Annotated in this window: 21 protein-coding genes and 1 pseudogene; 11 read left to right on the plus strand and 11 right to left on the minus strand. The window is 68.6% G+C overall.

The window, feature by feature from the left end; translation table 11 throughout:
• Position 1: 1 nt before the first annotated feature.
• Positions 2 to 1303, minus strand: a complete 1302-nt coding sequence (locus IBJ06_RS08860) for a type VI secretion protein ImpB (protein WP_292159338.1) — start codon at positions 1301 to 1303, stop codon at positions 2 to 4.
• Positions 1304 to 1515: 212 nt separating this feature from the next.
• Here IBJ06_RS08860 and rpmI point away from each other — a divergent pair, with 212 nt between their 5' ends.
• From rpmI to IBJ06_RS08900, 8 genes are all read left to right on the plus strand, one after another.
• Positions 1516 to 1713, plus strand: a complete 198-nt coding sequence (gene rpmI, locus IBJ06_RS08865) for a 50S ribosomal protein L35 (protein ID WP_292159340.1) — start codon at positions 1516 to 1518, stop codon at positions 1711 to 1713.
• 113 nt (positions 1714 to 1826) lie between these two features.
• Positions 1827 to 2180: a 50S ribosomal protein L20 gene (gene rplT, locus IBJ06_RS08870; protein WP_292159341.1), complete on the plus strand. Its 354-nt coding sequence runs from the start codon at positions 1827 to 1829 to the stop codon at positions 2178 to 2180.
• Between the two features lie 130 nt (positions 2181 to 2310).
• Positions 2311 to 2514 carry a dodecin family protein gene (locus IBJ06_RS08875; protein WP_292159343.1) on the plus strand — a complete coding sequence of 68 codons (204 nt, stop codon included), beginning with the start codon at positions 2311 to 2313 and terminating at the stop codon, positions 2512 to 2514.
• Between the two features lie 89 nt (positions 2515 to 2603).
• Positions 2604 to 3680: a phenylalanine--tRNA ligase subunit alpha gene (gene pheS / locus IBJ06_RS08880; RefSeq protein ID WP_292159345.1), complete on the plus strand. Its 1077-nt coding sequence runs from the start codon at positions 2604 to 2606 to the stop codon at positions 3678 to 3680.
• A 22-nt stretch (positions 3681 to 3702) separates the two neighbouring features.
• On the plus strand, positions 3703 to 4164 hold the full coding sequence (locus tag IBJ06_RS08885; protein WP_292159346.1) for a hypothetical protein: 462 nt from the start codon (positions 3703 to 3705) through the stop codon (positions 4162 to 4164).
• A complete protein-coding gene (gene pheT / locus IBJ06_RS08890) occupies positions 4161 to 6560 on the plus strand; it encodes a phenylalanine--tRNA ligase subunit beta (RefSeq protein ID WP_292159348.1) in 2400 nt (799 codons plus the stop codon). The genes IBJ06_RS08885 and pheT overlap by 4 nt, the downstream gene beginning before the upstream one ends.
• Positions 6561 to 6633: 73 nt before the next feature.
• Entirely contained in the window at positions 6634 to 6990 is a 357-nt protein-coding gene (locus IBJ06_RS08895; protein ID WP_292159350.1) for a hypothetical protein, read from the plus strand.
• A 115-nt stretch (positions 6991 to 7105) separates the two neighbouring features.
• Positions 7106 to 7735, plus strand: a complete 630-nt coding sequence (locus IBJ06_RS08900) for a DUF1134 domain-containing protein (protein WP_292159352.1) — start codon at positions 7106 to 7108, stop codon at positions 7733 to 7735.
• Here IBJ06_RS08900 and IBJ06_RS08905 read toward each other — a convergent pair.
• From IBJ06_RS08905 to argB, 6 genes are all read right to left on the minus strand, one after another.
• The gene (locus tag IBJ06_RS08905) at positions 7732 to 8568 is read right to left on the minus strand and encodes a hypothetical protein (protein ID WP_292159354.1); all 837 of its coding nucleotides are present in this window, start codon (positions 8566 to 8568) and stop codon (positions 7732 to 7734) included. The genes IBJ06_RS08900 and IBJ06_RS08905 overlap by 4 nt on opposite strands.
• 130 nt (positions 8569 to 8698) lie before the next feature.
• Positions 8699 to 9586: an NAD-dependent epimerase/dehydratase family protein gene (locus IBJ06_RS08910; protein WP_292159356.1), complete on the minus strand. Its 888-nt coding sequence runs from the start codon at positions 9584 to 9586 to the stop codon at positions 8699 to 8701.
• Positions 9587 to 9599: 13 nt separating this feature from the next.
• Entirely contained in the window at positions 9600 to 10829 is a 1230-nt protein-coding gene (locus IBJ06_RS08915; RefSeq protein ID WP_365812383.1) for an NAD-dependent epimerase/dehydratase family protein, read from the minus strand.
• A gap of 97 nt (positions 10830 to 10926) precedes the next feature.
• Positions 10927 to 11763: a 2,3,4,5-tetrahydropyridine-2,6-dicarboxylate N-succinyltransferase gene (gene dapD / locus IBJ06_RS08920; protein ID WP_292159360.1), complete on the minus strand. Its 837-nt coding sequence runs from the start codon at positions 11761 to 11763 to the stop codon at positions 10927 to 10929.
• Complete coding sequence (locus tag IBJ06_RS08925) at positions 11760 to 12422, minus strand: pyrimidine 5'-nucleotidase (protein WP_292159363.1); 663 nt, start codon at positions 12420 to 12422, stop codon at positions 11760 to 11762. The genes dapD and IBJ06_RS08925 overlap by 4 nt, the downstream gene beginning before the upstream one ends.
• Positions 12419 to 13336, minus strand: coding sequence for an acetylglutamate kinase (gene argB / locus IBJ06_RS08930; RefSeq protein ID WP_292159428.1), 918 nt, complete (start codon positions 13334 to 13336; stop codon positions 12419 to 12421). Before argB ends, IBJ06_RS08925 begins: the two co-directional genes overlap by 4 nt.
• Before the next feature lie 187 nt (positions 13337 to 13523).
• On the opposite strand from argB, the gene IBJ06_RS08935 reads away from it, so the two are divergent.
• Positions 13524 to 17576, plus strand: a complete 4053-nt coding sequence (locus IBJ06_RS08935) for a DUF4214 domain-containing protein (RefSeq protein WP_292159364.1) — start codon at positions 13524 to 13526, stop codon at positions 17574 to 17576.
• Positions 17577 to 17669: 93 nt separating this feature from the next.
• Here the strand turns inward: IBJ06_RS08935 and IBJ06_RS08940 are convergent, their stop codons facing one another.
• From IBJ06_RS08940 to IBJ06_RS08955, 4 genes are read right to left on the minus strand one after another with little or no spacing between them, the layout of a single operon-like run.
• Positions 17670 to 20018: a glycosyltransferase gene (locus IBJ06_RS08940; protein WP_292159366.1), complete on the minus strand. Its 2349-nt coding sequence runs from the start codon at positions 20016 to 20018 to the stop codon at positions 17670 to 17672.
• Complete coding sequence (locus IBJ06_RS08945; RefSeq protein ID WP_292159368.1) at positions 20018 to 20701, minus strand: ATP-binding cassette domain-containing protein; 684 nt, start codon at positions 20699 to 20701, stop codon at positions 20018 to 20020. The genes IBJ06_RS08940 and IBJ06_RS08945 overlap by 1 nt, the downstream gene beginning before the upstream one ends.
• Positions 20698 to 21864: a chain-length determining protein gene (locus IBJ06_RS08950; protein ID WP_292159369.1), complete on the minus strand. Its 1167-nt coding sequence runs from the start codon at positions 21862 to 21864 to the stop codon at positions 20698 to 20700. Before IBJ06_RS08950 ends, IBJ06_RS08945 begins: the two co-directional genes overlap by 4 nt.
• A gap of 55 nt (positions 21865 to 21919) precedes the next feature.
• Complete coding sequence (locus IBJ06_RS08955) at positions 21920 to 22756, minus strand: ABC transporter permease (RefSeq protein WP_292159371.1); 837 nt, start codon at positions 22754 to 22756, stop codon at positions 21920 to 21922.
• 81 nt (positions 22757 to 22837) lie between these two features.
• On the opposite strand from IBJ06_RS08955, the gene IBJ06_RS08960 reads away from it, so the two are divergent.
• Positions 22838 to 23518, plus strand: a complete 681-nt coding sequence (locus IBJ06_RS08960; RefSeq protein WP_292159373.1) for an acylneuraminate cytidylyltransferase family protein — start codon at positions 22838 to 22840, stop codon at positions 23516 to 23518.
• Between the two features lie 146 nt (positions 23519 to 23664).
• A pseudogene (locus tag IBJ06_RS08965) lies at positions 23665 to 23848 on the plus strand (cell envelope biogenesis protein OmpA); the annotation flags it as partial.

The following is a 23848-nucleotide window of genomic DNA, read 5'->3' on the forward strand; positions in this document are numbered from 1 at the left end:
CCTATTCCCGGAATTCCTCATCTTCGGGGATGCGGTTGAAAGCGATCTTGGCCCCTACATAATCGGGCAAGGCCGCGCGGGGGCCGATCGAGACGGTGTCCTTGCCAAAGCGCGCGTTCAGCTGGTCCAGCGCCCTGGACAGCCGCAGCGACCGGGATTTCCCCGCCTGATCCGGCGACCAGCCCAGCAGGTCCGGCACGAAGCTGTCCATCGGACGCAGGTCATGAACGGCCACCCCCACGTAGTTGGGCGGGCGGCGCTCGACCTCAGCCCGAACGCCTTCCCACAGACGATCCACGGCCTTCAGCAGGACAAAGCTGTCGCAGGTTGGCGGAAACCTGCAGCTGAGCGACGCCACATCGCGTCGTCGGGCTCTTCGAGGCATGCCGTCCGGCATGTCCACGATCAATGTGAGGGACGCGCCGGTCAGCCTTAACCGGCGTAGACGGGCACCGCATTTGACGGTCAGCCGCCGGACGACGGCCCGGGATCCGTCGGGGGTCCGCATGGCCTGGGCCAGAACGTGGCTGTGGCTGATGGAGGCGCGCGGTCGCTCCGGTGGCTCTGTACAGTCCAGCCCGTGAAGGCCTCGCCAGATGCGCTCCCCTTCAATACTGTTCCACAGGCGTCGGGCCTCGGCCGCCCCCAGCGCCCACAGTCCGGCCATGTCGGTGATTCCTGCGGCCCGCAGGCGGCGGGTCATGCGCGGCCCTACCCCCGGCAGGTCCGACACGGGCAGGTCCAGCAGACGTCCGGGCAACTGATCGGCCCGCAACACCGTCAAGCCGTCCGGCTTCTGCATACCGCAGGCGGTCTTGGCCAGCAGGCGACTGGGGGCCAGACCAACCGATGAGCGCAGACAATCCCCCACCGCCGCCTTGATGCCCGCCTGAATCCGGCGCGCCAGGGGAACGGCATTGATTTCCAGCCGCTGTGGCCCGACCAGTTCACAGGCGGCCTCGTCGATCGAACAGACCTTCCAGATCGGCAGGTGCCTGTCGATCTCGGCCATGATCTGCTTGTGGACCGTCACATAGAGATCCGGTCGGGCCTCGACCACGGCCAGACCGGGACACAGTTTACGGGCATCCGCCACACGGGTCCCGGTGCGGATTCCGAAGGGCCGGGCTTCATAACTGGCGGCAATCGCACAGGTGTATTCGGATGGTGCCGGTCGCACGATCACCGGCCGTCCCTGCAACTCCGGTCGGTACTGTTGCTCGACGCTGGCGAAATAGCTGTTCAGGTCCAGAAACAACCAGCGCAGTCCCGCCCCGTCTTCGCTCTGATCATCTGCTGCCATGCCATCAGAACATAACATGAACAAAGCGTTCGTGGGAACGGGCCAGGGCCGGAAACCTGCCCTTGCGTTTGGCGGGGCCTTGCCGTATGACCCGCGCCTTCGCGTACCGAACCGCCGGGCGAACAGGCATGCCTGGGCGGTTCCAGAACCCAGCGCTTCCACCCCCCGGGCCTTTCCGGTCCAGGGACCGGTCGCCGAAAAAGGAATGGAAAATGCCGAAACTGAAGACGAAGTCGGGCGCCAAGAAGCGCTTCAAATTCACCGCGAGCGGCAAGGTCAAGGCCGGCGTGGCAGGCAAGCGTCACCGCCTGATCAGCCACAACTCGAAATACATCCGGCAGAACCGCGGCACGCAGGTGATGTCCGATGCCGACGCCCGCAAGATCAAGTCCTACATGCCCTACGCCTGAGCGTAGCCGCACACACGACTGACCGCATCGCATCGAACGAATTTGAACAGCGGCCCTCAAGCAGCAAGCGACCGCGTCGCGCGCGTTAGGGCCCTTCCGAAGGAAGATATATAATGGCTCGCGTCAAAAGAGGCGTCGTTTCGCACGCCAAGCACAAGAAGGTTCTGAAACAGGCCAAGGGTTTCTACGGCCGGCGCAAGAACACCATCCGGGCCGCCAAGGCGGCCGTAGACCGCGCCGGGCAGTATGCCTATCGCGACCGCCGCACCAAGAAACGCAATTTCCGCGCCCTCTGGATCCAGCGCATCAACGCCGCCGCCCGTCTGGAAGGCTTCACCTACTCGCAGTTCATGCACGGCCTGTCGAAGGCCGGCATCGAGATGGACCGCAAGGTCCTGGCCGCGATGGCCACTGACGAAGCCGGCTTCAAGGCCGTGGCCGACAAGGTTCGCGCCGCCCTGGCCTGAACCGGTCAACCCTGACGATCTGACAGCGCCCGCCTCCCTTCAGGACGGCGGGCGTTTTCATGAGGCGATCGGCGAGGCAACCCGACGGCCCCGGCATCGTTGGACAAGGGCACCGAAACAGGAGTGTCCCATGTCCGTTGCCCGCGTTACCGAAATCACCGCTTCCTCCAGTGTCAGCTTCGAGGATGCCATTCAGAAAGGCATCGCCCGCGCCGACGAAACCCTCGATCAGGTGCGCGGCGCCTGGGTCCAGGAGCAGAAGGTCGTCGTTGAGGGCGGCAAGATCACCGATTACCGGGTCAATCTCAAGATCACCTTCGTCCTCAAGGACTGAGGCTTCGGCGCAAGCCCGGCCCGGGTCCTTGCGCTCCGGCAGCCTTTCGGGGTGACGAACGGCCTTCGTCTCGCTAGACGACGGGCGTCATGACAGACCTGAACCAACTGGAACTGGACCTGATCAACGCCATCGGCTCGGCTGAAGGCGTGCAGGCCCTTGAGGACCTCCGCGTCTCCGCCCTCGGCAAGACAGGCTCGATCTCCGGCCTGCTGAAGGGCCTTGGCGCGATGAGCCCGGAGGAGCGCCGAACCGAGGGCCCGCGCATCAACGGCCTGCGCGACCGGGTGGCGAGCGCACTCGCTGCCCGCAAGGCCGAGCTGGAGACCGCAGAGCTGGAAGCCCGGCTGAAGTCGGAGCATCTGGACCTGACCCTGCCGCCCCGCCCCGCGCGCGCCGGCAGCGTCCATCCAACCCTGCAGGTGATGGACGAAATGGTCGCCCTGTTCGCCGACATGGGCTTTGCGGTCGCCGAAGGTCCGGACATCGAGGACGACTTCCACAACTTCACCGCCCTGAACTTTCCGCCCAAGCATCCGGCGCGGGAGATGCACGACACCTTCTTCCTGAAGCCTGACCCGGAGACGGGGGAGCGCAAGGTGCTGCGGACCCACACGAGCCCGGTGCAGATCCGCACCATGATGTCGACGACCCCGCCGATCCGGATCATCGCTCCGGGACGCACCTTTCGGAAGGACTCGGACGCCACCCACACGCCGATGTTCCATCAGGTCGAGGGGCTGGTGATCGACCGGGACATCCACATGGGTCACCTCAAGTGGACGCTGGAGACCTTCGTCGCCCGCTTCTTCGAGGTCGAGGGCATCGATGCGCGGTTCCGACCGCACCACTTCCCCTTCACCGAGCCGTCGGCCGAGATGGACATCCGCTGCGACCGTTCCGGCGGCGTGCTGAAGCTCAACGAGGGCGATAGCTGGATGGAAATCCTCGGCTGCGGCATGGTCCATCCGAATGTGCTGCGCACCTGTGGGATCGACCCCGATGAGTACCAGGGCTTTGCCTTCGGCATGGGCGTCGACCGGCTGGCCATGCTGAAGTACGGCATCCCCGACCTTCGCCCCATGTTCGAGGCCGACAGCCGCTGGCTGTCCCACTACGGCTTCTCCGCCTTTTCCGCGCCCAGCCCCGCTGCCGGGCTGAGCTGACCCCACACCCAGGATCCGTCCCATGAGCCAACCCTCCAACCAAGCCCCCATCACCAACCCGACCGGACGCGAACTGGTCGAACGCGACACCTTCCAGAACGAGGCGATCTGGCTGCCCGCCATGGCCGCGCAGCATCTGAATGCCGGGGCGTTCCTGATCGAGGGCAAGACCTTCACGGACTGCCTGATCGAGGGGCCGGCGGTCCTGGGCATGGCCGAGGGCGTGCAGTTCGAGGGCTGCAACATGGGCGTGACCCAGGACGTGAAGGCCCTGTTCCTCGTGCCGCACGGCACGAAGGCCATCGGCGTGGTGGGCGTGGCCCACTGCCGGTTCGTCCGCTGCCGCTTCATGATGGTTGGTTTCGCGGGCAACCTTGCGGCCGTCGAGGAGATGGCGCAGGGCCTGACGAGCGCCCGAGCGGTGGCCGAGAAGGCCCAGGCAGAGGCGCAGGCGCGGGCCGAGGCCGAGGGCAAGGCTTCGTGAAGTTCACCCTCTCCTGGCTGAAGGATCACCTGGACACGACGACGGACGCGGCGGGCGTGGCCGAGGCCATGACCATGGCCGGGATGGAGGTCGAGGACGTCACCGATCCGACGACGGCCCTCTCCCCCTTCACCGTCGCCCGGATCGTCTCGGCCGCGCGCCACCCCGATGCCGACCGGTTGCAGGTCTGTCAGGTCGAGACCGTGGATGGGCCGAAGGAAATCGTCTGCGGCGCGCCGAACGCCCGGGCGGGGCTGGTCACCGTCTACGCCCCCATCGGCGCCTTCGTGCCGGGCCTCGGCGTGACCCTGGTCGAGAAGCCCGTGCGGGGCGTGGTCTCGAACGGCATGCTGTGCTCGGCGGCCGAGCTGGAACTGCCCGGCGACAGCGACGGCATCCTCGACCTGCCCGCGGACCTCGCGGTCGGCACGCCGGCGGCCGAGGTGTTCGGGGCCGAGCCGGTCATCGACTTTGAGGTCACCCCCAACCGCCCCGACTGGCTGGGCGTGGACGGCATCGCCCGGGATCTGGCCGCCGCCGGTCTGGGCCGGCTGAAGACCCCCGCCATCGCCCCCGTGCCGGGCCGCTTTGCCTGCCCGGTGTCGATCCGGCTGGAGGCCCCCGGCCTGTGCCCCGTCTTTGCCGGACGGGTGATCCGGGGTGTCAGCAACGGCCCCTCGCCCGAGTGGCTGCAGCGGCGGCTGGCGGCCATCGGCCTGCGGTCCATCAACCGGCTGGTCGATGTGACGAACCTGATCGCCTACGACCGGGCCCGGCCGCTGCACGTCTATGACCTCGGCAGCCTGAAGGGCCAGACTGTGGTCGCCCGGGGCGGGACCGAGGGCGAGACCCTGGCCGCGCTGGACGGCAGGACCTATGCGGCGGCCCCGGACATCTGTGTCATCGCCGACGACGACGGCCAGAGGGCCATCGGCCTTGGCGGCGTCATGGGCGGCGAGACGACCGGCTGCTCGGACGCCACGACCGACGTCTTCCTCGAGAGCGCCTGGTTCGATCCGCTGGCGACGGCCCAGACCGGACGGACCCTGGGCATCAGCTCGGACGCCCAGTACCGCTTTGCCCGCCGGGTCGACCCCGGCACGGTGGTGCCCGGGATCGAGCTGGCCACCCGGATGATCCTCGACCTGTGCGGCGGCGAGCCGTCCGAGGTCGTGGTCGCGGGCGAGGCCCCGGCGGCCCCCGAAGCCTTTGCCTTTGACCCGGCCCGCGTCGGGCGGCTGACCGGGCTGGACGTCAGCCCGGAGCGCACCGCCGAGGTGCTGACCGCGCTCGGCTTTGCCGTCGAGACCGGCCAGCCGTGGACGGTGACCCCGCCCAGCTGGCGCGCCGACGCCCATGGCCCGGCCGACCTGATCGAGGAGGTGGCGCGGATCGTCGGCTATGACGCCCTGCCGTCCACCCCCCTGCCGGATCTGGGCGCGCCCAGCGCCGGCCTGCTGTCGCCCCTGCAGGCCCGGGTGCGCCGGGCCCGCCGGGCGCTGGCCGCCCTGGGCTATGCCGAGGCGGTCACCTGGTCCTTCACCAGCCAGGACATTGCCCGGGCCTTTGGCGGCGGGGACGACCGGCTGGTGGTCGAGAACCCGATCGCCCAGGGGCTCGACTGCATGCGGCCCTCGATCCTGCCCAATCTGATCCAGGCGGCGGCGCGGAATGCCGCCCGGGGCCACCCCGATGTGGCCCTGTTCGAGATCGGGCCGGTCTATCGCGACGACAGCCCGACCGGTCAGCGGACGGCCATCACGGTCGTCGTGGCCCCCCATGCGGCCCGCCACTGGAGCGGGGCGGGAGAGGACCCGCTGTTCCAGCTGAAGGGCGACCTGATGCGCCTCCTGACCCTGCTGGGGGCCCCGGCGGGCCTGCAGACGGTTCAGGACCCCGAGCGCAGCCCCACGGACAGCTGGTGGCATCCGGGCCGTTCGGCGCGGGTTCAGCTGGGACCGAAGGCGGTCATCGCCCAGTTCGGTGCCCTGCATCCGGCGACGCTGAAGATGCTGGACGCCGAGCCCCCGATGCTGGGCTTTGAGCTGATCCTCGAGGCCCTGCCCGAACCGCGCGGGGCGAAGACCAAGTCGCGCGGCCCGGCCAGGCTCTCGACACTGATGCCGCTCAGCCGCGACTTTGCCTTTGTGGTCGAGGACCGCGTGCCGGCCGGGGATCTGATCCGGGCGGTGCAGGGCGCGGACAAGGCGCGGATCGCCGATGTCGTCGTCTTTGATGTCTATCGCGGCAAGGGCGTCGAGCCAGGTTACAAGTCGGTAGCGCTGGAGGTGACGATCCAGCCCGATCAGGCGACCCTGACCGAGGCCGAGATCGAGGCCCTGTCGGCCAGGATCGTGGCGGTGGCGGAAAAGCTGGGTGCGACCCTGCGCCAGTAGGTATGCGCTTCAAAATCTGATTGACGATCTCCGGTTTTTCGAACAGTGTTTCGGGGAATAGGGGAGTGTTTTCATGAGAGTACGCGTTGTTGCGGGGCTCGCCGCGTGCGCCCTTCTGGGAGGCTGCGCGGAATTGGTGACCGGCATGGCCGCCTTTTCCGATCAGCTGGACGCCGAGAACGGTGCCTGGTGGCCGGACGAGCATCATTCGGATCGCATGGATGGCGAATGCCCGGCTTTCAGCGAATACGGGCGGGTCAACAACCAGACCTACTACCGGGTCCGCAACCTCGGCTCGCGCAGCGCCACCATGACCGTCACCTGGAGCACGGGCCTGACCAGCAGCTTTTCGCTGTCGCCGGGCGAGACCAGCCAGTTCGTCTATATGACCCCCTCCGTGACGCCCCGTCGCATAGAGGCTGAGTGCTGACGGCAATCTGCCGTTAACCTTGCCGCCGCAAGTCTGACTCAATGCCGCGAGAATGTGGGCCACGAGAATGTGGGCCGCGACAGGGTGCGCCCATCGCTGCCCGAGGAGATTTGCCATGGACCGTCGCAAGCTGATCCTGACCGGCCTTGCCGCCGCCACGCCGCTGGCGGCCGGTTCGCTGTCGGGCTGTGCCACTTCCCAGCCGGGTCAGGGCCCGGCGGGCCCCAACTATCCGATCCGCTCGGATCAGCAGGCCCCGGCCTATACGGCGGACGAGCTGATCGCCGCCGGCTCGCGCGAGCTGGGCATCGCCGCCGAGGCCATGGGCGGGGCCATCGAACGCATCTTCGCCGATCAGGGTGACAGCCCGACCGCCTATATCGCGGGCGAGGAGGGCGCGGGCGCGGTCGGTGTCGGCGTGCGCTACGGACGCGGCGCGCTGCACATGAAGGACCTCAGCGCTTCACAGGAAGTCTTCTGGCAAGGCATCTCCATCGGCTGGGACGTGGGCGGCAACGCCAGCCGCGTCTTCACCCTGGTCTACGGGCTCTACTATCCCGACATGATTTACCGGCGGTACCCGGGGGTCGAGGGCTCGGCCTATCTGATCGGCGGGCTGGGCGTGAACTATCAGCAGGCTGACGGCATCATCCTGGCCCCCGTGCGCACCGGCGTCGGCCTGCGCCTCGGTGCCAACGTCGGCACCATGGCCTACAGCCGCCAGCGGAACCTGCTGCCGTTCTAGGGGCGGGAAATACCGTCTGAAGGGTCTGAAGGGTCTCCTCCCTGTTGCGGAGCAATGGGGAGGTGGCGCGGCGCATCTTGCGCCGTGACGGAGGGGTTCTGGGCCGAGGGCTGAGGGCTGTGCGCGGGGTGAAGATCCCCTCCACCACTTCGTGGTCCCCCTCCCCACCCGAGGTGGGGAGGAGACGCTGCGTCCTCCCGCAATTTACCGTCTGAACCGTCTGAACCGTCTGAATTCGCCCTGGCCAGCGAGCGGGCCAGGGTCTGGATCTCGGCGACCTGGGCTTCGAGGGCGTCCATGAGGGGGTCGGGCCTGGGCGCGGGCGGGGGGGCCGGTTTTGCTGCCGGCTTCCGGGCTATGTCCAGCAGGGTGCGGTGCAGGCGCATCCAGCGGCCGGCTTCGGTGGCGTGGCCCTTCAGGATGGCGCGGTTCAGGCGGATGAGCGCGTGGTTGGCCATGTCGGCATAGTCGGGCAGGCCCTGTTCCATCTCGGCCTCGAGGTCGACGGGTTCGGGGGCGGGCTGATCCTGCCGACGCCAGCCTTCTTCGGCGGCCCGGTTCCGGAGCGTCGAGACGCGCATGCCGTAGCGGTCGCAGACGACGGAGGCGGACTCCCCCGCCAGATAGTCGGCCCGGGCGCGGGCCCAGGTCTCGTCCGAGGCGCGGTGATGGCCGGAGCGACCGGATGGGCGGGAGCGGGGTTCACGTTCGGCGAAGATGCCGGCACATTCGTCGTCGATCGAGGCGCGGTCGGGGTCGTAGTCGGGATCGTGTCCCGGCCAGTCATTGGGCCAGTAGCCGTCTTCGGTGTGGTTTGGGTCGTGCGGGTCCATGGGGTCCTCCCTCAGTCTCAACCGGTCAGTGGGCGGGGCTGGTCGACCAGGGCGGGGAGAATGACGGTCAGGACGGGCAGGGCCTTGGAAAGGCGGGGGTTTGTTGGCGGAGATGTGCGGGTTGGGCGCCTCAGCCCTCGGTCTTGAGGATCGCCTCTATCCCCTCGCGATAGCTCGGGTAGCGGGGGCGCCAGCCGAGTTCGGCCTTGGCGCGGGCGTTCGAGAGGCGTTTGGAGTCGAGATAGAAGCGGCGCATGCCCTCGGAGACGGAGGGGTCGGTCCAGTCGACCTCGGGCGGCAGGGGCAGGCCCATGCGGCGGGCGGCCCATTCGATGACCTCGTCGGCGGGCGAGGGCTGGTCATCGCACAGCGTATAGGCGCGGCCGGGGTGGGGGCGGGCCATGGAGGCCGTGAGGCCCGAGACGACATCGTCGACATGGATGCGGTTGAACACCTGACCGGGCTTCCTGACCAGCCGGGCGGTGCCGTCGCGCAGGCGCTCGACGACGGACCGGCCCGGGCCATAGAGGGCGGGCAGGCGAAAGAGCTGAACCGTCAGACCCATGCCCTGGCCGGCCTCAAGCCATTCGGCCTCGGCCCGGACGCGGCGGGCCCCCGCCAGGCTGGAGGCATGAAGGGGTTCATCCTCGAAGGCCCAGGCACCGGCCCGGTCGCCATAGACGGCGCTGGACGAGATGTAGCCGATCCAGTCGGGCCAGGCGCCCGAGGCCGAAAGGGCCGGGATCAGGGCCCTGAGCCCCGGACAGCCGGAGGGCTCGGGCGGGGCGGTGACCAGCAGGGTCCGGACGGCCGATACGGCGTGCTTGAGCGCCCCGGGGTCGGCCGGATCGACGGCCTGAAAGCCGGCGTCCGCAAGTTCGGCGCGGGCCTCGGGCGAGCGCGAGGTCAGCCAGGCGGTGCCGCCGTTCGCCCGCACGTCGCGGCCCATGGCCTGTCCCAGCCAGCCGCCGCCGAAGATCAGGATCGACGGGGTCTGGGGGGATCGGGGCGGGCTCACGGGTGAACCGGGATCAGGCCGTGCGCAGATGGGCGGCGGCGGTGGCCGAGACCACGGGCTCGGTCTTGAGCGCCTCGGCCCGGCGGGCGTTCCAGCTGGAGACGCAGGGGATTTTGGAGCGGTCGGCCCGGGCGGCATAGCGGCGGGCAATCTCGGTCACGTCCTGCATGAGGCCCTCGGCCAGGGTGATGGGTTTAAGGCCCAGCTCGCGGAACTGGTCATTGGCGACGACCAGGTCGTTCTCGTCGGCTTCCTGACGCGGGTTGGGGACATTGTGGACCTCGGCCCCGGTCATGCCCGCGACCAGTTCGGCCAGGTCGCGCACGCGGCGGCTCTCGGTCATCTGATTGAGGATCTTGACCCGGTCCCCGGCCTTCGGCGGGTTCTTGAGGGCCAGTTCGACGCAGCGGACCGTGTCCTGGATGTGGATGAAGGCGCGGGTCTGGCCGCCCGATCCGTGGACGGTCAGCGGATAGCCGACGGCCGCCTGGATGAGGAAGCGGTTGAGGACCGTGCCGTAGTCGCCGTCATAGTCGAAGCGGTTGATCAGGCGCTCGTCCTTGCGGGTTTCCTCGGTCTCGGCACCCCAGACGATGCCCTGGTGCAGGTCGGTGATCCGGAGGCCGTCGTTCTTGGCGTAGAACTGGAACAGCAGGGCGTCCTGGGTCTTGGTCATGTGGTAGATGGAGCCGGGGTTCGGCGGGAACAGGATCTCCTGCTCGGCCGGGCCGAAGTCGGTCTCGACGGTGACCTTGAGATAGCCCTCGGGAATGCGCAGGCCGGCGGTGGTGTAGCCATAGACCCCCATGGTGCCGAGGTGGGCGAGGTGGACGTCCAGCCCGCTCTCGACGATGGCGGCCAGCAGATGGTTGGTGGCGTTCAGATTGTTGTCGACGGTGTAGAGCTTGTGCCGGGCCGACTTCATCGAATAGGGGGCTGCGCGCTGTTCGGCGAAGTGGACGACGCTGTCGGGGGCAAAGTCGCGGATCAGGGCGACCAGACGGTCGAACTCCTTGCCGACGGTCATGTTGACGAAGCCGATGTCCCGGCCCGAGACCTCCTTCCAGGCGGCGATGCGCTCGCCCATGGAGCGGATCGGCGTCAGGGAGGTGACCTCAAGCTCATTGTCGATGTTCCGGCGCGACAGATTGTCGACGATCGTCACATCCCAGCCGCGGGCCGACAGGTGCAAGGCCGTGGGCCAGCCGCAGAAACCATCACCCCCGAGAACCAGAACTCGCATCGACATATACACTCCTGCAATCGCGGACCGGGCCCGCCGGATACTGCCCTAAAGCAAGGCGACGGCGATCCCAAGTCCGAAGGCGGCCCTGAACGGCTCAGGCGCGCAACAGTTCGTTGACGCCGGTCTTGGCCCGGGTCTGCGCGTCAACCCGCTTGACGATCACGGCGCAGTAGAGGCCGGGGCCGCCGTTCGGGTCGGGCAGGGTGCCGGGCACCACGACGGAGTATGCGGGCACTTCACCGCGGAAGACCTCGCCGGTGGCGCGATCGACGATCTTCGTCGAGCCGGACAGATAGACGCCCATGGCCAGCACCGCGCCCTCGCGAACGATGACGCCCTCGGCCACCTCGGCCCGGGCGCCGATGAAGCAGCCGTCCTCGATAATGGTGGGATTGGCCTGCAGGGGCTCCAGCACGCCGCCGATGCCGGCGCCGCCCGACAGGTGCACATTCCGGCCGATCTGGGCGCAGCTGCCGACCGTGGCCCAGGTGTCGACCATGGTGCCCGCCTCGACCCGGGCGCCGATGTTGACGAAGCTGGGCATCAACACGACGTCGCGGTCGATGAAGGACCCGTGGCGCGCGACGGCGCCCGGCACGGCGCGGAAGCCTGCGGCCTCGAACCGGGCATCGGTCCAGCCTGCCCATTTGACCGGCACCTTGTCCCACCAAGGCCCGGGCGCGGCCTCACCGGCCCCCATGCGGACGTTGGGGTTGAGGCGGAAGGACAGCAGCACGGCCTTCTTCAGCCACTGATGGGTCGTCCAGGTGCCATCGGCCTCGCGTGAGGCGACGCGGAGGGAGCCGTCGTCGAGGCCCGTCAGGGCATGGTCGACGGCATCGCGGACCTCGCCGGTCGTGGCGGGAGAGACCGAGGCGCGGTCCTCCCACGCCTGTTCGATGACGGACTTGAAGTGGGCGGGGTCGCTCATGCGGCCTCCTTGGGCGCGGTGTGGGTCAGGAAGTGGAGCAGGTCGGGGGTGTGGTGATCGACCCAGTCGCCGATCTCATGGCCGTGGCCGTCGCCGACCAGGACGGTGGTCATGCCCAGCGCCTTGGCCGGGGCGAGGTTGCGCGGCGTGTCCTCGAAGAAGACGGCGCCCTCGGCCTCGATGGCGTGGGCCGCGAGGAAGCGGCGGAAGGTGGCGGGGGCGGGCTTGGGCACCAGATCCATGTCCTCGATGGCATGGACGGCGTCAAAGGCCCCGGTGATGCCGATACGCTCCAGCACCCGGGTGGCGTGATAGCGGGCGCCATTGGTCAGGACGAACCGGCGGCCGGGCAGGCGGCGCAGCGCCGCGTCGAGGTCGGGATTGGGCTCGAGCGAATCCAGCGGCACGTCGTGGACCTCGGTCAGGAAGGCCTCGGGGTCGATCGCATAGTTGGCCATCAGGCCGGCCAGGGTGGTGCCGTGCTCGTTCAGGAACTGCTTCTGCAGGACGCGGGCCTCTTCCTGGGGCAGGCCGACGGCGGCCATCATGAAGGCGTTGATCCGCTCCTGTACCAGCCGCATGACGCCCTGTTCGCGGGGATACAGGGTGTCGTCCATGTCGAAGATCCAGACGCGGGCGCGGTGGAGCTCGACGCTCATGTCGCGCGCACCAGGGTTCCGGCGCCGTGCTCGGTGAACAGCTCGACCAGCATGGCGTGGGGGCGGCGTCCGTCGAGGATGACCACGGCCTCGACCCCGGCGCGCACGGCGGCCATGGCGGTCTGGAGCTTGGGGATCATGCCGCCGGTGGCCGTGCCGTCGGCGATCAGCCCCTCGGCCTCGGCCAGGGTCATCTGGCGGATGATCTGGCCGTCCCTGCCCCTGACGCCCTCGACGTCGGTCAGCAGCAGCATGCGTTTGGCCCCCAGCGCCCCGGCGAGGGCACCGGCGACCGTGTCGGCATTGACGTTGTAGGTCAGGCCGTCGTCGGCCACCCCGATCGGGGCGACGACCGGGACCCAGTCGGCGTCGGACTCGATCAGCCGGGTGATCAGCTTGGCATCGACGCGGGTCGGTTCACCGACGAAGCCGAGATCGACCTCCTGCTCGATCAGGCTGTCGGGATCGCGCTTGGTGCGGCGGGTGCGCTCGACCGTCAGCAGGCCGGCGTCCTTGCCCGACAGGCCGACGCCGCGCACATCGGCCTGTTTGCCGGCGACGGTGATCCAGTGGGCGATCTCCTTGTTGACCGCGCCGGACAGGACCATTTCGGCGACCTGCATGGTGTCGGCGTCGGTGACGCGCAGGCCGTCCACGAAGCTGGACTTGACGCCCGCCTTGTCCAGCATGGCGCTGATCTGCGGTCCTCCGCCGTGCACGACGACCGGGTTCACCCCCATCAGCTTCAGCAGCACGATGTCGGCGGCGAACTGTTTGGCGACGGCGGTCTCGCCCATGGCGTGGCCGCCGTATTTGATGACGACGGTCTGGCGGTCGTAGTTCTGGATGTAGGGCAGGGCCTCGGCCAGGGTCTTGGCCGTGGTCCAGGCGCGGTCTTCGGATTGGCGTTCGATCTCATCCATGGTGCGGGCTCACTAGATCGGATCGGCCCGAAACGGAAGCGGGGCAAGGCTCGCGGACGCCGTGTGGCCCGCATACCCCGGTTCACCGTCTGTTGACCGCCACCGCTGCTGTAACGCTTGTCGTCGGGGAATCCTGCAGTAGGGTGCCTGCTGGATATTCACGCGAGGGGCTTTCCCAATGTTCGACTCCCTGTTCACCGGTCGTCATGCGACCGCACTTTCGGTCTACGGCAACACCGGCGGCACGGGCGGCTCGGGCCGTTTCGTCGAGGACAGCACCGAACGCGACACCTATGCGATGTTCGGCGACATCTCCAGCTATGGGCTGTGCGCCGGCTGCGGACGGTTCCACGGCGCGATCGACATGGGCGGCTCCGGCGACCTGTCGGCCATCCTGAACGGGGACTTCCGGGGCAGTTTCGGCGAGAACGGCAAGCCCTCGCTGGGACCGATCGATGCGGGCATCCAGTTGACGCGCGCCAATCTGTTCTGGGGCGGCACCATGGGCCAGGCGACGACCGTCACCTTTGCCTTCCGGGCGACCGAGCCGGGCACCATGCCGAACGGCACCGGCGGCTTCTCGCAGTTCACCCAGGCCCAGATCACGGCCACCCTGCTGGCCCTGCAGTCCTGGGCCGACGTGGCCGGCATCACCTTCCAGCGGGTCACCGACACGGGCAGCGACTATTCCAACAACGCCACCATCCTGTTCGGCAACTATTCCACGGGTGCCTCGGGTGCCGCAGCCTTCGCCTATCTGCCGGGCAGCACCGCTTTCAACGCCAATGCGGGCGACGTCTGGATCAACAACAGCCTGGGGTATAACGCCACGCCGGTGCTGAACGCCTATGGCTATCAGGTGCTGACCCACGAGATCGGCCACGCCATCGGCCTGCTGCACCCCGCCGATTACAATGCCGGGGCCGGCGTCACCATCACCTATGCGGCCCACGCCACCTATTTCGAGGATTCCCGCCAGTATTCGCTGATGAGTTATTTCAGCGAGCGCGAGACGGGCGCGGACTTCGTCCGGTGGGTGGGTAACACCGGGTTCTTCCAGTATTCGGCGGTACCGTTGATGGACGATATCGCGGCGGCCCAGCGGCTGTACGGGGCCAATATGACGACCCGCACCGGCGATACGGTCTATGGCTTCAACTCCAACGCCGGTCAGCCCTGGTTCGCCCCTGACCACAACGGCCATATGATCTTTGCCGTCTGGGACGCGGGGGGCAACGACACCTTCGACTTCTCGGGCTACAGCCAGAACCAGGTCATCGACCTGCGCCAGGCGTCGTTCTCGAACGTCGGCGGGCTGGTCGGCAATGTGTCGATCGCGCTCGGTGCGGTGATCGAGAATGCCATCGGCGGCTCGGGCAATGATATGATCCGCGGCAACTCGGGCAATAATGTGCTGCGGGGCAATGGCGGAAACGACCAGATCGACGGCGGCCTGGGTATCGACACGGTAGTCTTCTCGGGCAACCGCAGCCAGTACACCATTACCTGGAACGGGCAGATCGGCACTGTGGTCGGGCCGGATGGCACCGATACCATCACCAACGTCGAGTGGCTTCAGTTCGCGGACCAGACCATCGCGGCGGCCCCGACCGGTGGCCTGGTCGTGTCCGGCGACATCACCAATGAGAACATCAACGGTACGACTTTCGGCGACGCCATCGCGGGTCTGGGCGGGGATGACGTCATCAACGGTCTGGCGGGCAATGACATCCTGGACGGGGGCTTCGGCAATGACGTCCTGAACGGGGGAGACGGCGACGACATCCTGATCGGCGGGTTCGGCAATGACACGCTGAACGGCGGCAACGGCCATGACATCGCGGACTATTCGACCGCCATCGGCGGGATCGTCGCCAATCTGGGCACGGGCGTGGTGACCGGGGCGGCCGGCAACGACACCCTGATCAGCATTGAGGAGATCATCGGCTCAGCCTTTTCGGACACTCTGACCGGGGGCGCAGGCAATGATGTGATCCGCGGGGGCGGCGGCGTGGATGTGATCAATGGCGGCGGCGGCAACGACCGTCTCTATGCCGGGGCTCCGGCCGAGGTTGCCGCCCCTGATGTGATCAAGGCGCAGGGCACGGCCAACAACAGCACCGCCAATGCGGTGTCGCTGGCCGGCACCTTCGATCTCATGGAAAACCCCGACATCAAGGATTCCACCACCATTCCGCACTCGACCGTCAGGGCGACCAGCCATGGCGGGCGGGAGTATTATTCCTTTACCGTCGTGGCGGGCGAGAGCGTTACCTTCGATATCGACAACGCCAGTTTCGACACCGTCATCCGGATAATGACTCAAAGCGGTGTGGTGCTGGCGACGAACGACGACGCCATCCCGCCGGACGGCCAGACCACGGATTCCGGCCTGACCATGAGCTTCGGCCAGCCGGGCACCTATTATATCGAGGTGTCCCAGTGGGCGAGCGGCAGCGGCGAGTTCGTGACCACCAGCGCACCCCCCGTGGGCGGCACCTATACGCTGCACGTCTCCATTCCCAGCGCCCCGCCGGTGCCGGTGACCCTGCAGGGCTCGACCCTGGACGGCGGCACGGGCGACGATGAGCTGTTCGGTGGCGCAGGCCCCGACACCCTGATTGGCGGTGCGGGCAATGACCGTCTTGTGGGCGGGGCGGGCAATGACACGCTGAATGGCGGCGACGGGTATGACGTGGCGGTCTATGCCGGGGCTTACCGCGGCTATACGACGGCGCGGTATGACACGGTGTCGGGCGGACGCGAGGGCGGGACCGACACCCTGTCGGGCATGGAGGCGGCCGAGTTCGTCGACGGCACCCTGACCTTCAACGCCGACAGCCAGGCGGCCCAGCTGATGCGGCTGTATTCGGCGGCCTTTGGCCGTGAGCCCGATGCGCTCGGCTTCGAAATCCAGCTGAATGCGCTGGAGGCCGGGGTGTCGATGCAGGAAATGGCTGCGCGCTTCATCGCCTCGGCCGAGTTCGTGAACAATTACGGCACGCTGACCGACCGTCAGTTCATCGACCGGCTGTATCTGAACGCGCTGAACCGGGACGGCGACCCCGACGGCATCAACAGCTGGCTGGTCTATCTGGCTAACGGCGGCACGCGCGCGGGTCTGATGCTGATCTTTGCCGAGTCGGCGGAGCACCGCGCCATCAGCTGGTCGACCCTGGCCGAGGGGCTGTGGGTCGGCAACGACAATGCCGCCGCCATCGCCCGGCTGTATGACGCGGCCTATAACCGCCTGCCGGACGAGGACGGCCTGATCAGCTGGACCGGGGCCCTGGCCGGGGGCACCAGCCTTCTGGCCATCGCCACCACCTTCCTCAACTCGGCCGAGGGGCAACAGATCTATGGCGGGCTGACCAACGCCCAGTTCGTCGATGCCCTTTACCAGACGGTGCTGAACCGCGCGGCCGATGCCGGGGGCCGGGCCGTCTATATTGAGGCGCTGACCAACGGCACCCTGACCCGGGCCCAGATGCTGCTCGAATTCTCGGAATCGGCCGAGCACCGGGCCATCACCCTGCCGCTCTATGTGGGGGGCATTCCGACCCTGGCGTCGCCCGCGCCTGCCGCGGCCGAGGTCGCGCCCGACGATGCCGACGCGGGACCGCAGGTCCTGCCGCCGGCCGACGACGACATCGCCCTGCCGGGTCTGGTCGCCAGGATCGATTACGACGGACCGCAGGTGCTGCCGGGGTCGGGTGTGGACGACGGTCTGGTGCTGCCGGAGGTCGCGGCCCGCCCGGACCTCACCGGGCAGGCCGGCAAGACTGGCGATGCCGGCAAGGCCGGGGAGGCCCAGGTGCTGCCGGTCGCCGAAGAGGGGCCGGTGAACCCGTACGCCGACGCCGCCCAGATCCTGCCGGGGCTGGAGGACGACGCCTTCGTGGTGCTGTCGAAGGCGGCCGGGCCCCAGGTCCTGCCGGTGGCCGAGACCGGGCCGGTGATCAAGGATGATGCGGGTCCGCAGATCCTGCCGGCGCTGGGCGACGACGACTTCCTGTTCAGCAAGGCGTCGCTGGACTCGACCCCGCTGGTGCTGCCGCAGGCCGAGGACGGGCCGGTCGGTCTGCCCGGGGGGCTGGCCGATCTGCCCGAGGCCCTGCGCGGGACGGATCTGGATCTGTTCATCCTTCCGATCGACGACCGCAAGCAGGTGACCGTGCTGGACGACGACTTCGGACGGCCGACCCCGCACGATCCGTGGGGCTTCGCCTGAGACGCATAACCCGACCGCCCCGGGCCACCCCGGGGCGGACAGGGCCAAAGGCACACCAGGGGCTGTCGCACACGCGGCAGCCCCTGGTTGGTTTCAGGTCGAAGGGCTGACGGCCTGTTCGACGGCTGCGATCTGGCGGCGTTCCAGACCGGCCAGGTCGTCGAGCCTGAGGGCCTCGAGGAAGTCGGCCCGCGCCCGGGCATCGTCGACCGGGCAGATCATGAAGCCGATCACCCCCACGCCCCGCGGGGGGGCGTCCGTGCGCGGCGCCCCCGGATCGGGACGGCTGTGCAGGCCAAGGATCAGGGTCGGGTTGGACCAGCTTGGTGCCGGGAGATCGATGGCGCGCCAGCATACCGCGTCCGGGTCCAGGTGGCCCTGATCGACCGGCATGCCCGAACAGTCGATCCACCAGCTGCAGCCCGCGTGTGGCGCGCCCTTCAGGCCGATGAACAGACGCAGGGGATCGCCGCTCGCCGTCCGCGTCATCTTCAGCACGGCCTGACCCGCCCGCGCCGGGCAGCCCCAGTCCTCGGGCGGCAGCCAGGTGTCGCCGAGACGGAAGGCCTCGGCCGGCAGCAGGCCGGGGCGGATCGCCAATTCCTGACTGCGCCGCATCCAGACATAGCGGCCGGGGGGCAGGGCGGGCACCGGGGCATCGGGAAGGGCTGCGCCGCCGGCGGAGTCCCACCCGGACAGGCGGTTCAGCATGTCATCGGCCACCGCGGCCCAGTCGCGGGGCCGGAACCGGCGGGCGATGTCGGCGCGGAGGCGCTGCCGCCAGCCGTCGGTCAGGCTGAGCCGCTCGAGCGTCTCGACCAGCCCCTCTGTGTCTCCCGCCCGGTAATAGACCGCCAGATCGCCGCCCGCTTCGGGCAGGGAGGAACTGTCTGAGGCCAGCACGGGCGTCCCGTGGCACAGGGATTCGGTCACCGGCAGGCCCCAGCCCTCGTACAGACTGGGATAGAGGGTAAAGGCCGCCTGACGATAGAGGGCGGCCAGATCGGCATCTGCCAGTCCGCGCCGCATCTGCACCTTGCGTTGCAGGACGGGGTCGCTTTCCAGCCGGGCGAAGACGGCATCATTCAGCCAGCCGTGGTTGCCGACGCAGACCAGGGTGGGCACCGCGTCCTCGCCATGGCGGTCGATCAGCTCGCGCCAGGCCCGGAAGGCTTCAAGGTGGTTCTTGCGGCTCTCGATGGTCGAGACGAACAGGACATAGCGGTCGGCGGCCAGGCCGAAGCGGGCCAGCACCTCGGTATCATGGCGGTCGCGCAGGGCCGGGTCGAGGCCGAGCTCTGACGGGGGCCGGAAGTCGGCATCGAGGGGCACGACATGGACCTGCGCTGGATCAACCCGGCGGCCGAGGCGCGCGGCCACCCGGTGAAGATCGCGCGCCGAGGCCTCAGAATTGGTCAACCAGCCGTCGGCATGGCTGAAGACGCCCATGACCCAGCTGATGAAGTCCTGGGTCAGCGGACGCACGCAGTGCTCGGGCGCCATCACCGGGATCATGTCGTGGACGAAGGGCACATAGCGGATGCCGTGACGCCGCCGGGCCTCGCGCACCCTGAGGAAATAGTTCTGCAGCCACCAGGAGGTGCCCAGATTGACCAGCCATGCGCCGGTGCGGAACCTCAGGGGCGGGGCCAGCTCCAGCTCGGTCTGGAGGGTGTCCATCAGCTTCTGCCAGTCGGGATCGTCAAGCGATCCGTCGGCGCGGGCGGCATCGGCGAGGTCGAGGAACAGATCGGACGGCACCGGCACCCAGCCGTCCCGCCCCTCGGCAAAGGCGCAGACGGCGATCTGATCAGCCCGGTCCGGGGTGGCCAGCAGGGCGGAGATCACCTCGATCTGGACGCGCTGGATGCCGGTCGGCAGGCGGGCATTGCGGAAATAGCCGAGCAGGTCCGAGACGTCGAAGACATAGCGGGCCTCATGCGCCGGCAAGCCTGTGACGCTGGCTGAGGTCTGGGCGCGGAAGCGGGGCTGTGTCGTGCGCAGGGCCTCGACAACGGCCGGATCGGTCGAGCGATGGCCGCGCCGGGCCAGATCGCGCAGGGCCTCGCGGGCCGGACGTAGGGTCGGCATCAGGACGAGGGCGCGTTCGAAGGTGGGCAGGGCCTCCGTCGGCCGGTCGAGCAGCATCAGGATGTGGCCCAACTGCAGGGCGGCGTCGGCGTCGTCGGGGGCGAGGGTGGTGGCCTTGCGATAGGCCGTCTCGGCCTCGGCGCGGCGGCCCGACTCCTTCAGGGCATGACCGTACTGGACCCAGATGGCGGCGCGGGTGGGGTCGAGGTCCAGCGACCGGCGATAGTGGCGGGCGGCGGCAGCCCAGTCGCGGCGGTCGCGGGCGGCATCGGCGCGCACCTGGGCCTGAAGCGCGGTCGGCGGCGTGAAGGCGGCCCGGCTGCGGGCCAGCAGGGTCTTCAGATCCGCCATCAGGCCGCCCTCAGGAAGGTGTAGGCCTCGACGGCCTCATGGACATTGTCATAGAGGCGCGCCCGGCCGCCCTCGAGAATCAGGGCGCGGTCGCACTCGCGCTCGACCAGATGGGTGTCGTGTGAGGCCATGATGAAGGCGCGGTCGGCGCGGCGCGCGAACAGCTCCTCGCGGCATTTTTCCTGAAAGCGGGCATCGCCGACGGCCACCACCTCGTCGATCAGATAGCAGTCGAACTCGATGGCCAGCGACAGGCCGAAGGCGAGGCGCGCCCGCATGCCGGAGGAATAGTGTTTGACCGGCTGTTTCAGGGCCTGGCCCAGCTCGGCGAAGTCGTCGACACGGGCCAGCAGATGGTCGAAGTCGCGCTCATACAGACGGGCGAGGAAGCGGATGTTGTCGAGGCCCGACAGACTGCCCTGAAAGCCGCCGCCGAAGCCGATCGGCCATGAGGCTGCCATGCGCCAGCGGACCTGGCCCCGGGTGGGGCGCAGCACCCCGCCCAGCACCTTGATCAGGGTCGACTTGCCCTGGCCGTTGCGGCCCAGCAGCGCCAGTCGCCCGGTGCGGGACAGGCTGAAATCGATATCGGCCAAGACCGGCGCGCGGCCTGACGCCCAGGCCTTGGCCAGTCCGGTGACGACAAGACCCGGATCGACAGCAGGGGCGGGCCCGGCCGTCATCCCTGCTGCCGGTGCTCGCGCAGGCCCGACCAGACCAGCCAGCCCACCCCGTACAGAAGAAGGCTGCCGATCAGGACGATCAGGATGGACCTCCAGCGACGGGGCAGGATGGCGTCGTCCGCCAGGCCGGGGTTGACCACCCGCTGCAGATAGAGGGCCTGACGCCGGGCGTCCCGTTCGGCGGCCAGCAGGGCGGCGGTAGCCTCGGACAGCTGCCGGTCGGCCAGTTCGCGCTCGCGCACCAGATCCTCATAGGCGCTGACGGCGGGCACGAGGGAGGTGGCGGCCCCGGCCAGTTTGGAACGCTCGGCCGAGATCTGGCGCTCATAGGCGGTGATACGGTTGTCGAGGCTGGGCAGTTGCGGGCTTTGCGGGGCTTCGGCCGCCAGCTGGGCCCGTTCGGCGCGCAGGCCGGCGAGGGTGGCCGACAGTTCGCCGATCAGGCCGGCCCCTTCGGCGGCGACCATGGAGGGGTCGATGAAGCGCTCGCGGTTGCGGAAGGCCACCAGCCGGCGCTGGGCCTCGCTGAGCCGCTCGCGGGCCTCGTCGCGGGAGCGTTCGGCCTGGGTGACGGCATCGGCGACCGAGCGGGCGTTCAACCGGTTGACCAGATCCTCGCCGCCCGTCAGCAGGGCCTCGGCCAGACGGCGGGCGTCCTCGGGGCGATAGGCCTCGACCCTGAGGATGCTGATGCCGGTCGTGGCGTCATAGCCGACGGTGACAAAGCGCTGATAGCCCTTGTGGAGCCCCTCGCGGCTGCGGCTTTCCCAGGGTCGGGGCCAGCGCGAAAAGACGTCGGCGCCGGGCGGGCCTAGCATGCGGGACAGGTCCAGCGACCGGTCCAGCTCGGCCACCGCGTCCCGCGACCGCATATAGTCATGGACGGCGAAGGCATCGGTCTGGGTGGCGCTGAGCCCGACCCCCTGCAGGGTCAGGCCGAGGGCATCGGGCTGGACCTGTCCGGACTGGCGGACGATGAAACGCGCCTCGGAGACATAGCGGGGCGAGGCGATCAGGAGGAAATAGACGGCGGCCAGCAGGGTCGGCAGGATCACACAGATCAGGAAGGGCCAGGACGGGGCCCAGGGGGGCAGGGCGGGCAGGCGCGGACGCTGCCGGAAGGACAGGCGGTCACGGGGGAATTCCGGCACGGGATCGGTCATGACGCGACTGATAACCCGTGACGGCGCAACAGGCTATCGCCGGGCATGCTCGGACTCACTCGGCCTCGATCCGGTCGCGGGCCCCGGCGATCAGAAGCAGGCCCAGGAGGGTGAGGACCAGACCCCAGCCGAGCGCATAGAGGCCGTCATAGTGGGTCTCGACAAAGGGACCGAACACGCCGGCGCGGATCATCTCGACCGCATGCGGCAGGGGAATGAGCAGATAGGCGTCGCGCCAGGCGGGCGGCACCCATGAGGCCATGAAGAAGGCCCCTGACATGGGGATCAGGGCATAGGTCAAGAGCGGCACGATCCTCTCCATGACCACGAACCGCTGGGCCAGGGCGCTGAAGATCAGGGCCAGCCCCAGGCCGAGAAGGGCCAGCAGCAGCCAGCCTGCAAACATCAGGCCCCAGTCCGCCGGCGCCGGGACCTCGCCCAGAAAGCCCAGAAGCAGATAGACCACCAGGAAGGCGGCGGTGGTGCCGAGGAATTCGAGGGCGTTCCTCGCGGCGTACAGGTGCAGCACCGCGATCGCCCGGTGATGCAGCAGGCCGGTGTTGGCCTGAAGCGCCGACAGGCTGAAGCTGATCTGATGGCGCAGCAGCAGCAGGGCCATATAGCCGGTCATCACCATGGGGCCGAGGCGGATGCCGTGCTCATACTCTGGCCGGATCAGGTTCCACATCAGCACCACGCCGAGGCAGAAGACCAGGGGCTCGCCGATCACCCACAGAAACCCCAGCCCCTCGCGGCCATAGCGGGTGATCAGTTCGCGCAGCATCAGGGCCCGCACGATCGACAGATGGCGGAGCGGACCGGTCTGCCGGGGGTGGGCCGGCGCGGGCGGGGTCAGGGACATGGCGGCAGGATAGGCGGTGGCGTCGGCCACGCAAGACGCACGCCGTTAACCCTCCATAAGCCGGCGCGTCCTCAGATGGGACGGCCCCGGACGGGCAGGGCGGAGGGTGCCATGATCGGCGACAGGCGGGTGATCGGGGTCATTCCGGCGCGGGCAGGCTCCCGCCGCATGATTGGCAAGAACACCCGCATGCTGGCGGGGCGGCCCATGATCGGCTGGACCCTGGCGGCGGCGCGGGCCTCCCGGGTGCTGGACCGCATTGTCGTGTCCAGCGACGATCCGGCGGTGCTGGACCTGGCGGCGGAGATGGGCTGCCCGGCCCCTTTCACGCGTCCGGCGTCCCTGTCGGGCCCAGAGGCCTCTGTGATCGATGCGGTCGAACATGCCCTGGGCGAAGTGGGCGGGGTCTGGGACTATGTGGTGCTGCTGCAGCCGACTTCGCCGCTGCGTCGGGCCCTCGACATCGATGCCGCCGTGGCCCTGGCCGAGGAGCGGCAGGCGCCGGCGGTGATCAGCGTGTCGCCCCTGCCCAAGCCTGCGGGGTTTCATGTCCGGATGGTGGGGGACGGGAGCCTGGCGGGGCCGCCCCCGGCGCTCGAGGACACCTTTGTCATCAATGGGGCCGTCTATGTGGCGCGTCCCGAACGACTGTCGCGCGACCGCACCTTCAGGCCGGAGGGCGCGCTGGGTTACGTCATGCCCGTCGAACGGGGCTGGGATGTCGACACGGCGGACGAATTCGCGGCCTGCGAGGCCCGGCTGTGTGCGGATTCGGACATTGCGGCGACCTGAAGCTGTATCTTCGGTATCACGCTGCCACAGTTTAGGCGCTTTCCGGGCCAGTTGAGCCTCGACCTTCAGGACGGGCGCTGTTATTAGAACCGCGAGGCGGCGTGTCCGTCGCATATTTCAACGAAGGCTGCGGAGGGCATTCACCGATGCGTGTTAAGAGTTTTATCCTGGCGTCCAGCGCCGCTGCGGCGCTCGCCCTGGGTGCTGGTGCGGCTTCGGCTGAGCCGAATGGCTGGTATGGCGCGATTGACGCGGGCTGGCACAAGGTCAACGACGTTTACGCCGTGGATTCGCTGGCCGGCAACGGCTGGGAGTTCGAGATCAAGGAAG

This window comes from Brevundimonas sp. (genome assembly GCF_016742135.1).
Lineage (GTDB): Bacteria > Pseudomonadota > Alphaproteobacteria > Caulobacterales > Caulobacteraceae > Brevundimonas.

Coding starts and splice junctions, on each gene's coding strand:
- IBJ06_RS08945 (WP_292159368.1), bottom strand. CDS start 20,701: ATGACGGCCGGGCCCGCCCCTGCTGTCGATCCGGGTCTTGTCGTCACC.
- IBJ06_RS08915 (WP_365812383.1), bottom strand. CDS start 10,829: ATGCGAGTTCTGGTTCTCGGGGGTGATGGTTTCTGCGGCTGGCCCACG.
- IBJ06_RS08860 (WP_292159338.1), bottom strand. CDS start 1,303: ATGGCAGCAGATGATCAGAGCGAAGACGGGGCGGGACTGCGCTGGTTG.
- IBJ06_RS08905 (WP_292159354.1), bottom strand. CDS start 8,568: ATGGACCCGCACGACCCAAACCACACCGAAGACGGCTACTGGCCCAAT.
- IBJ06_RS08925 (WP_292159363.1), bottom strand. CDS start 12,422: ATGAGCGTCGAGCTCCACCGCGCCCGCGTCTGGATCTTCGACATGGAC.
- IBJ06_RS08935 (WP_292159364.1), top strand. CDS start 13,524: ATGTTCGACTCCCTGTTCACCGGTCGTCATGCGACCGCACTTTCGGTC.
- IBJ06_RS08895 (WP_292159350.1), top strand. CDS start 6,634: ATGAGAGTACGCGTTGTTGCGGGGCTCGCCGCGTGCGCCCTTCTGGGA.
- pheS (WP_292159345.1), top strand. CDS start 2,604: ATGACAGACCTGAACCAACTGGAACTGGACCTGATCAACGCCATCGGC.
- rpmI (WP_292159340.1), top strand. CDS start 1,516: ATGCCGAAACTGAAGACGAAGTCGGGCGCCAAGAAGCGCTTCAAATTC.
- dapD (WP_292159360.1), bottom strand. CDS start 11,763: ATGAGCGACCCCGCCCACTTCAAGTCCGTCATCGAACAGGCGTGGGAG.
- IBJ06_RS08960 (WP_292159373.1), top strand. CDS start 22,838: ATGATCGGCGACAGGCGGGTGATCGGGGTCATTCCGGCGCGGGCAGGC.
- IBJ06_RS08885 (WP_292159346.1), top strand. CDS start 3,703: ATGAGCCAACCCTCCAACCAAGCCCCCATCACCAACCCGACCGGACGC.
- rplT (WP_292159341.1), top strand. CDS start 1,827: ATGGCTCGCGTCAAAAGAGGCGTCGTTTCGCACGCCAAGCACAAGAAG.
- IBJ06_RS08900 (WP_292159352.1), top strand. CDS start 7,106: ATGGACCGTCGCAAGCTGATCCTGACCGGCCTTGCCGCCGCCACGCCG.
- IBJ06_RS08940 (WP_292159366.1), bottom strand. CDS start 20,018: ATGGCGGATCTGAAGACCCTGCTGGCCCGCAGCCGGGCCGCCTTCACG.
- IBJ06_RS08950 (WP_292159369.1), bottom strand. CDS start 21,864: ATGACCGATCCCGTGCCGGAATTCCCCCGTGACCGCCTGTCCTTCCGG.
- IBJ06_RS08875 (WP_292159343.1), top strand. CDS start 2,311: ATGTCCGTTGCCCGCGTTACCGAAATCACCGCTTCCTCCAGTGTCAGC.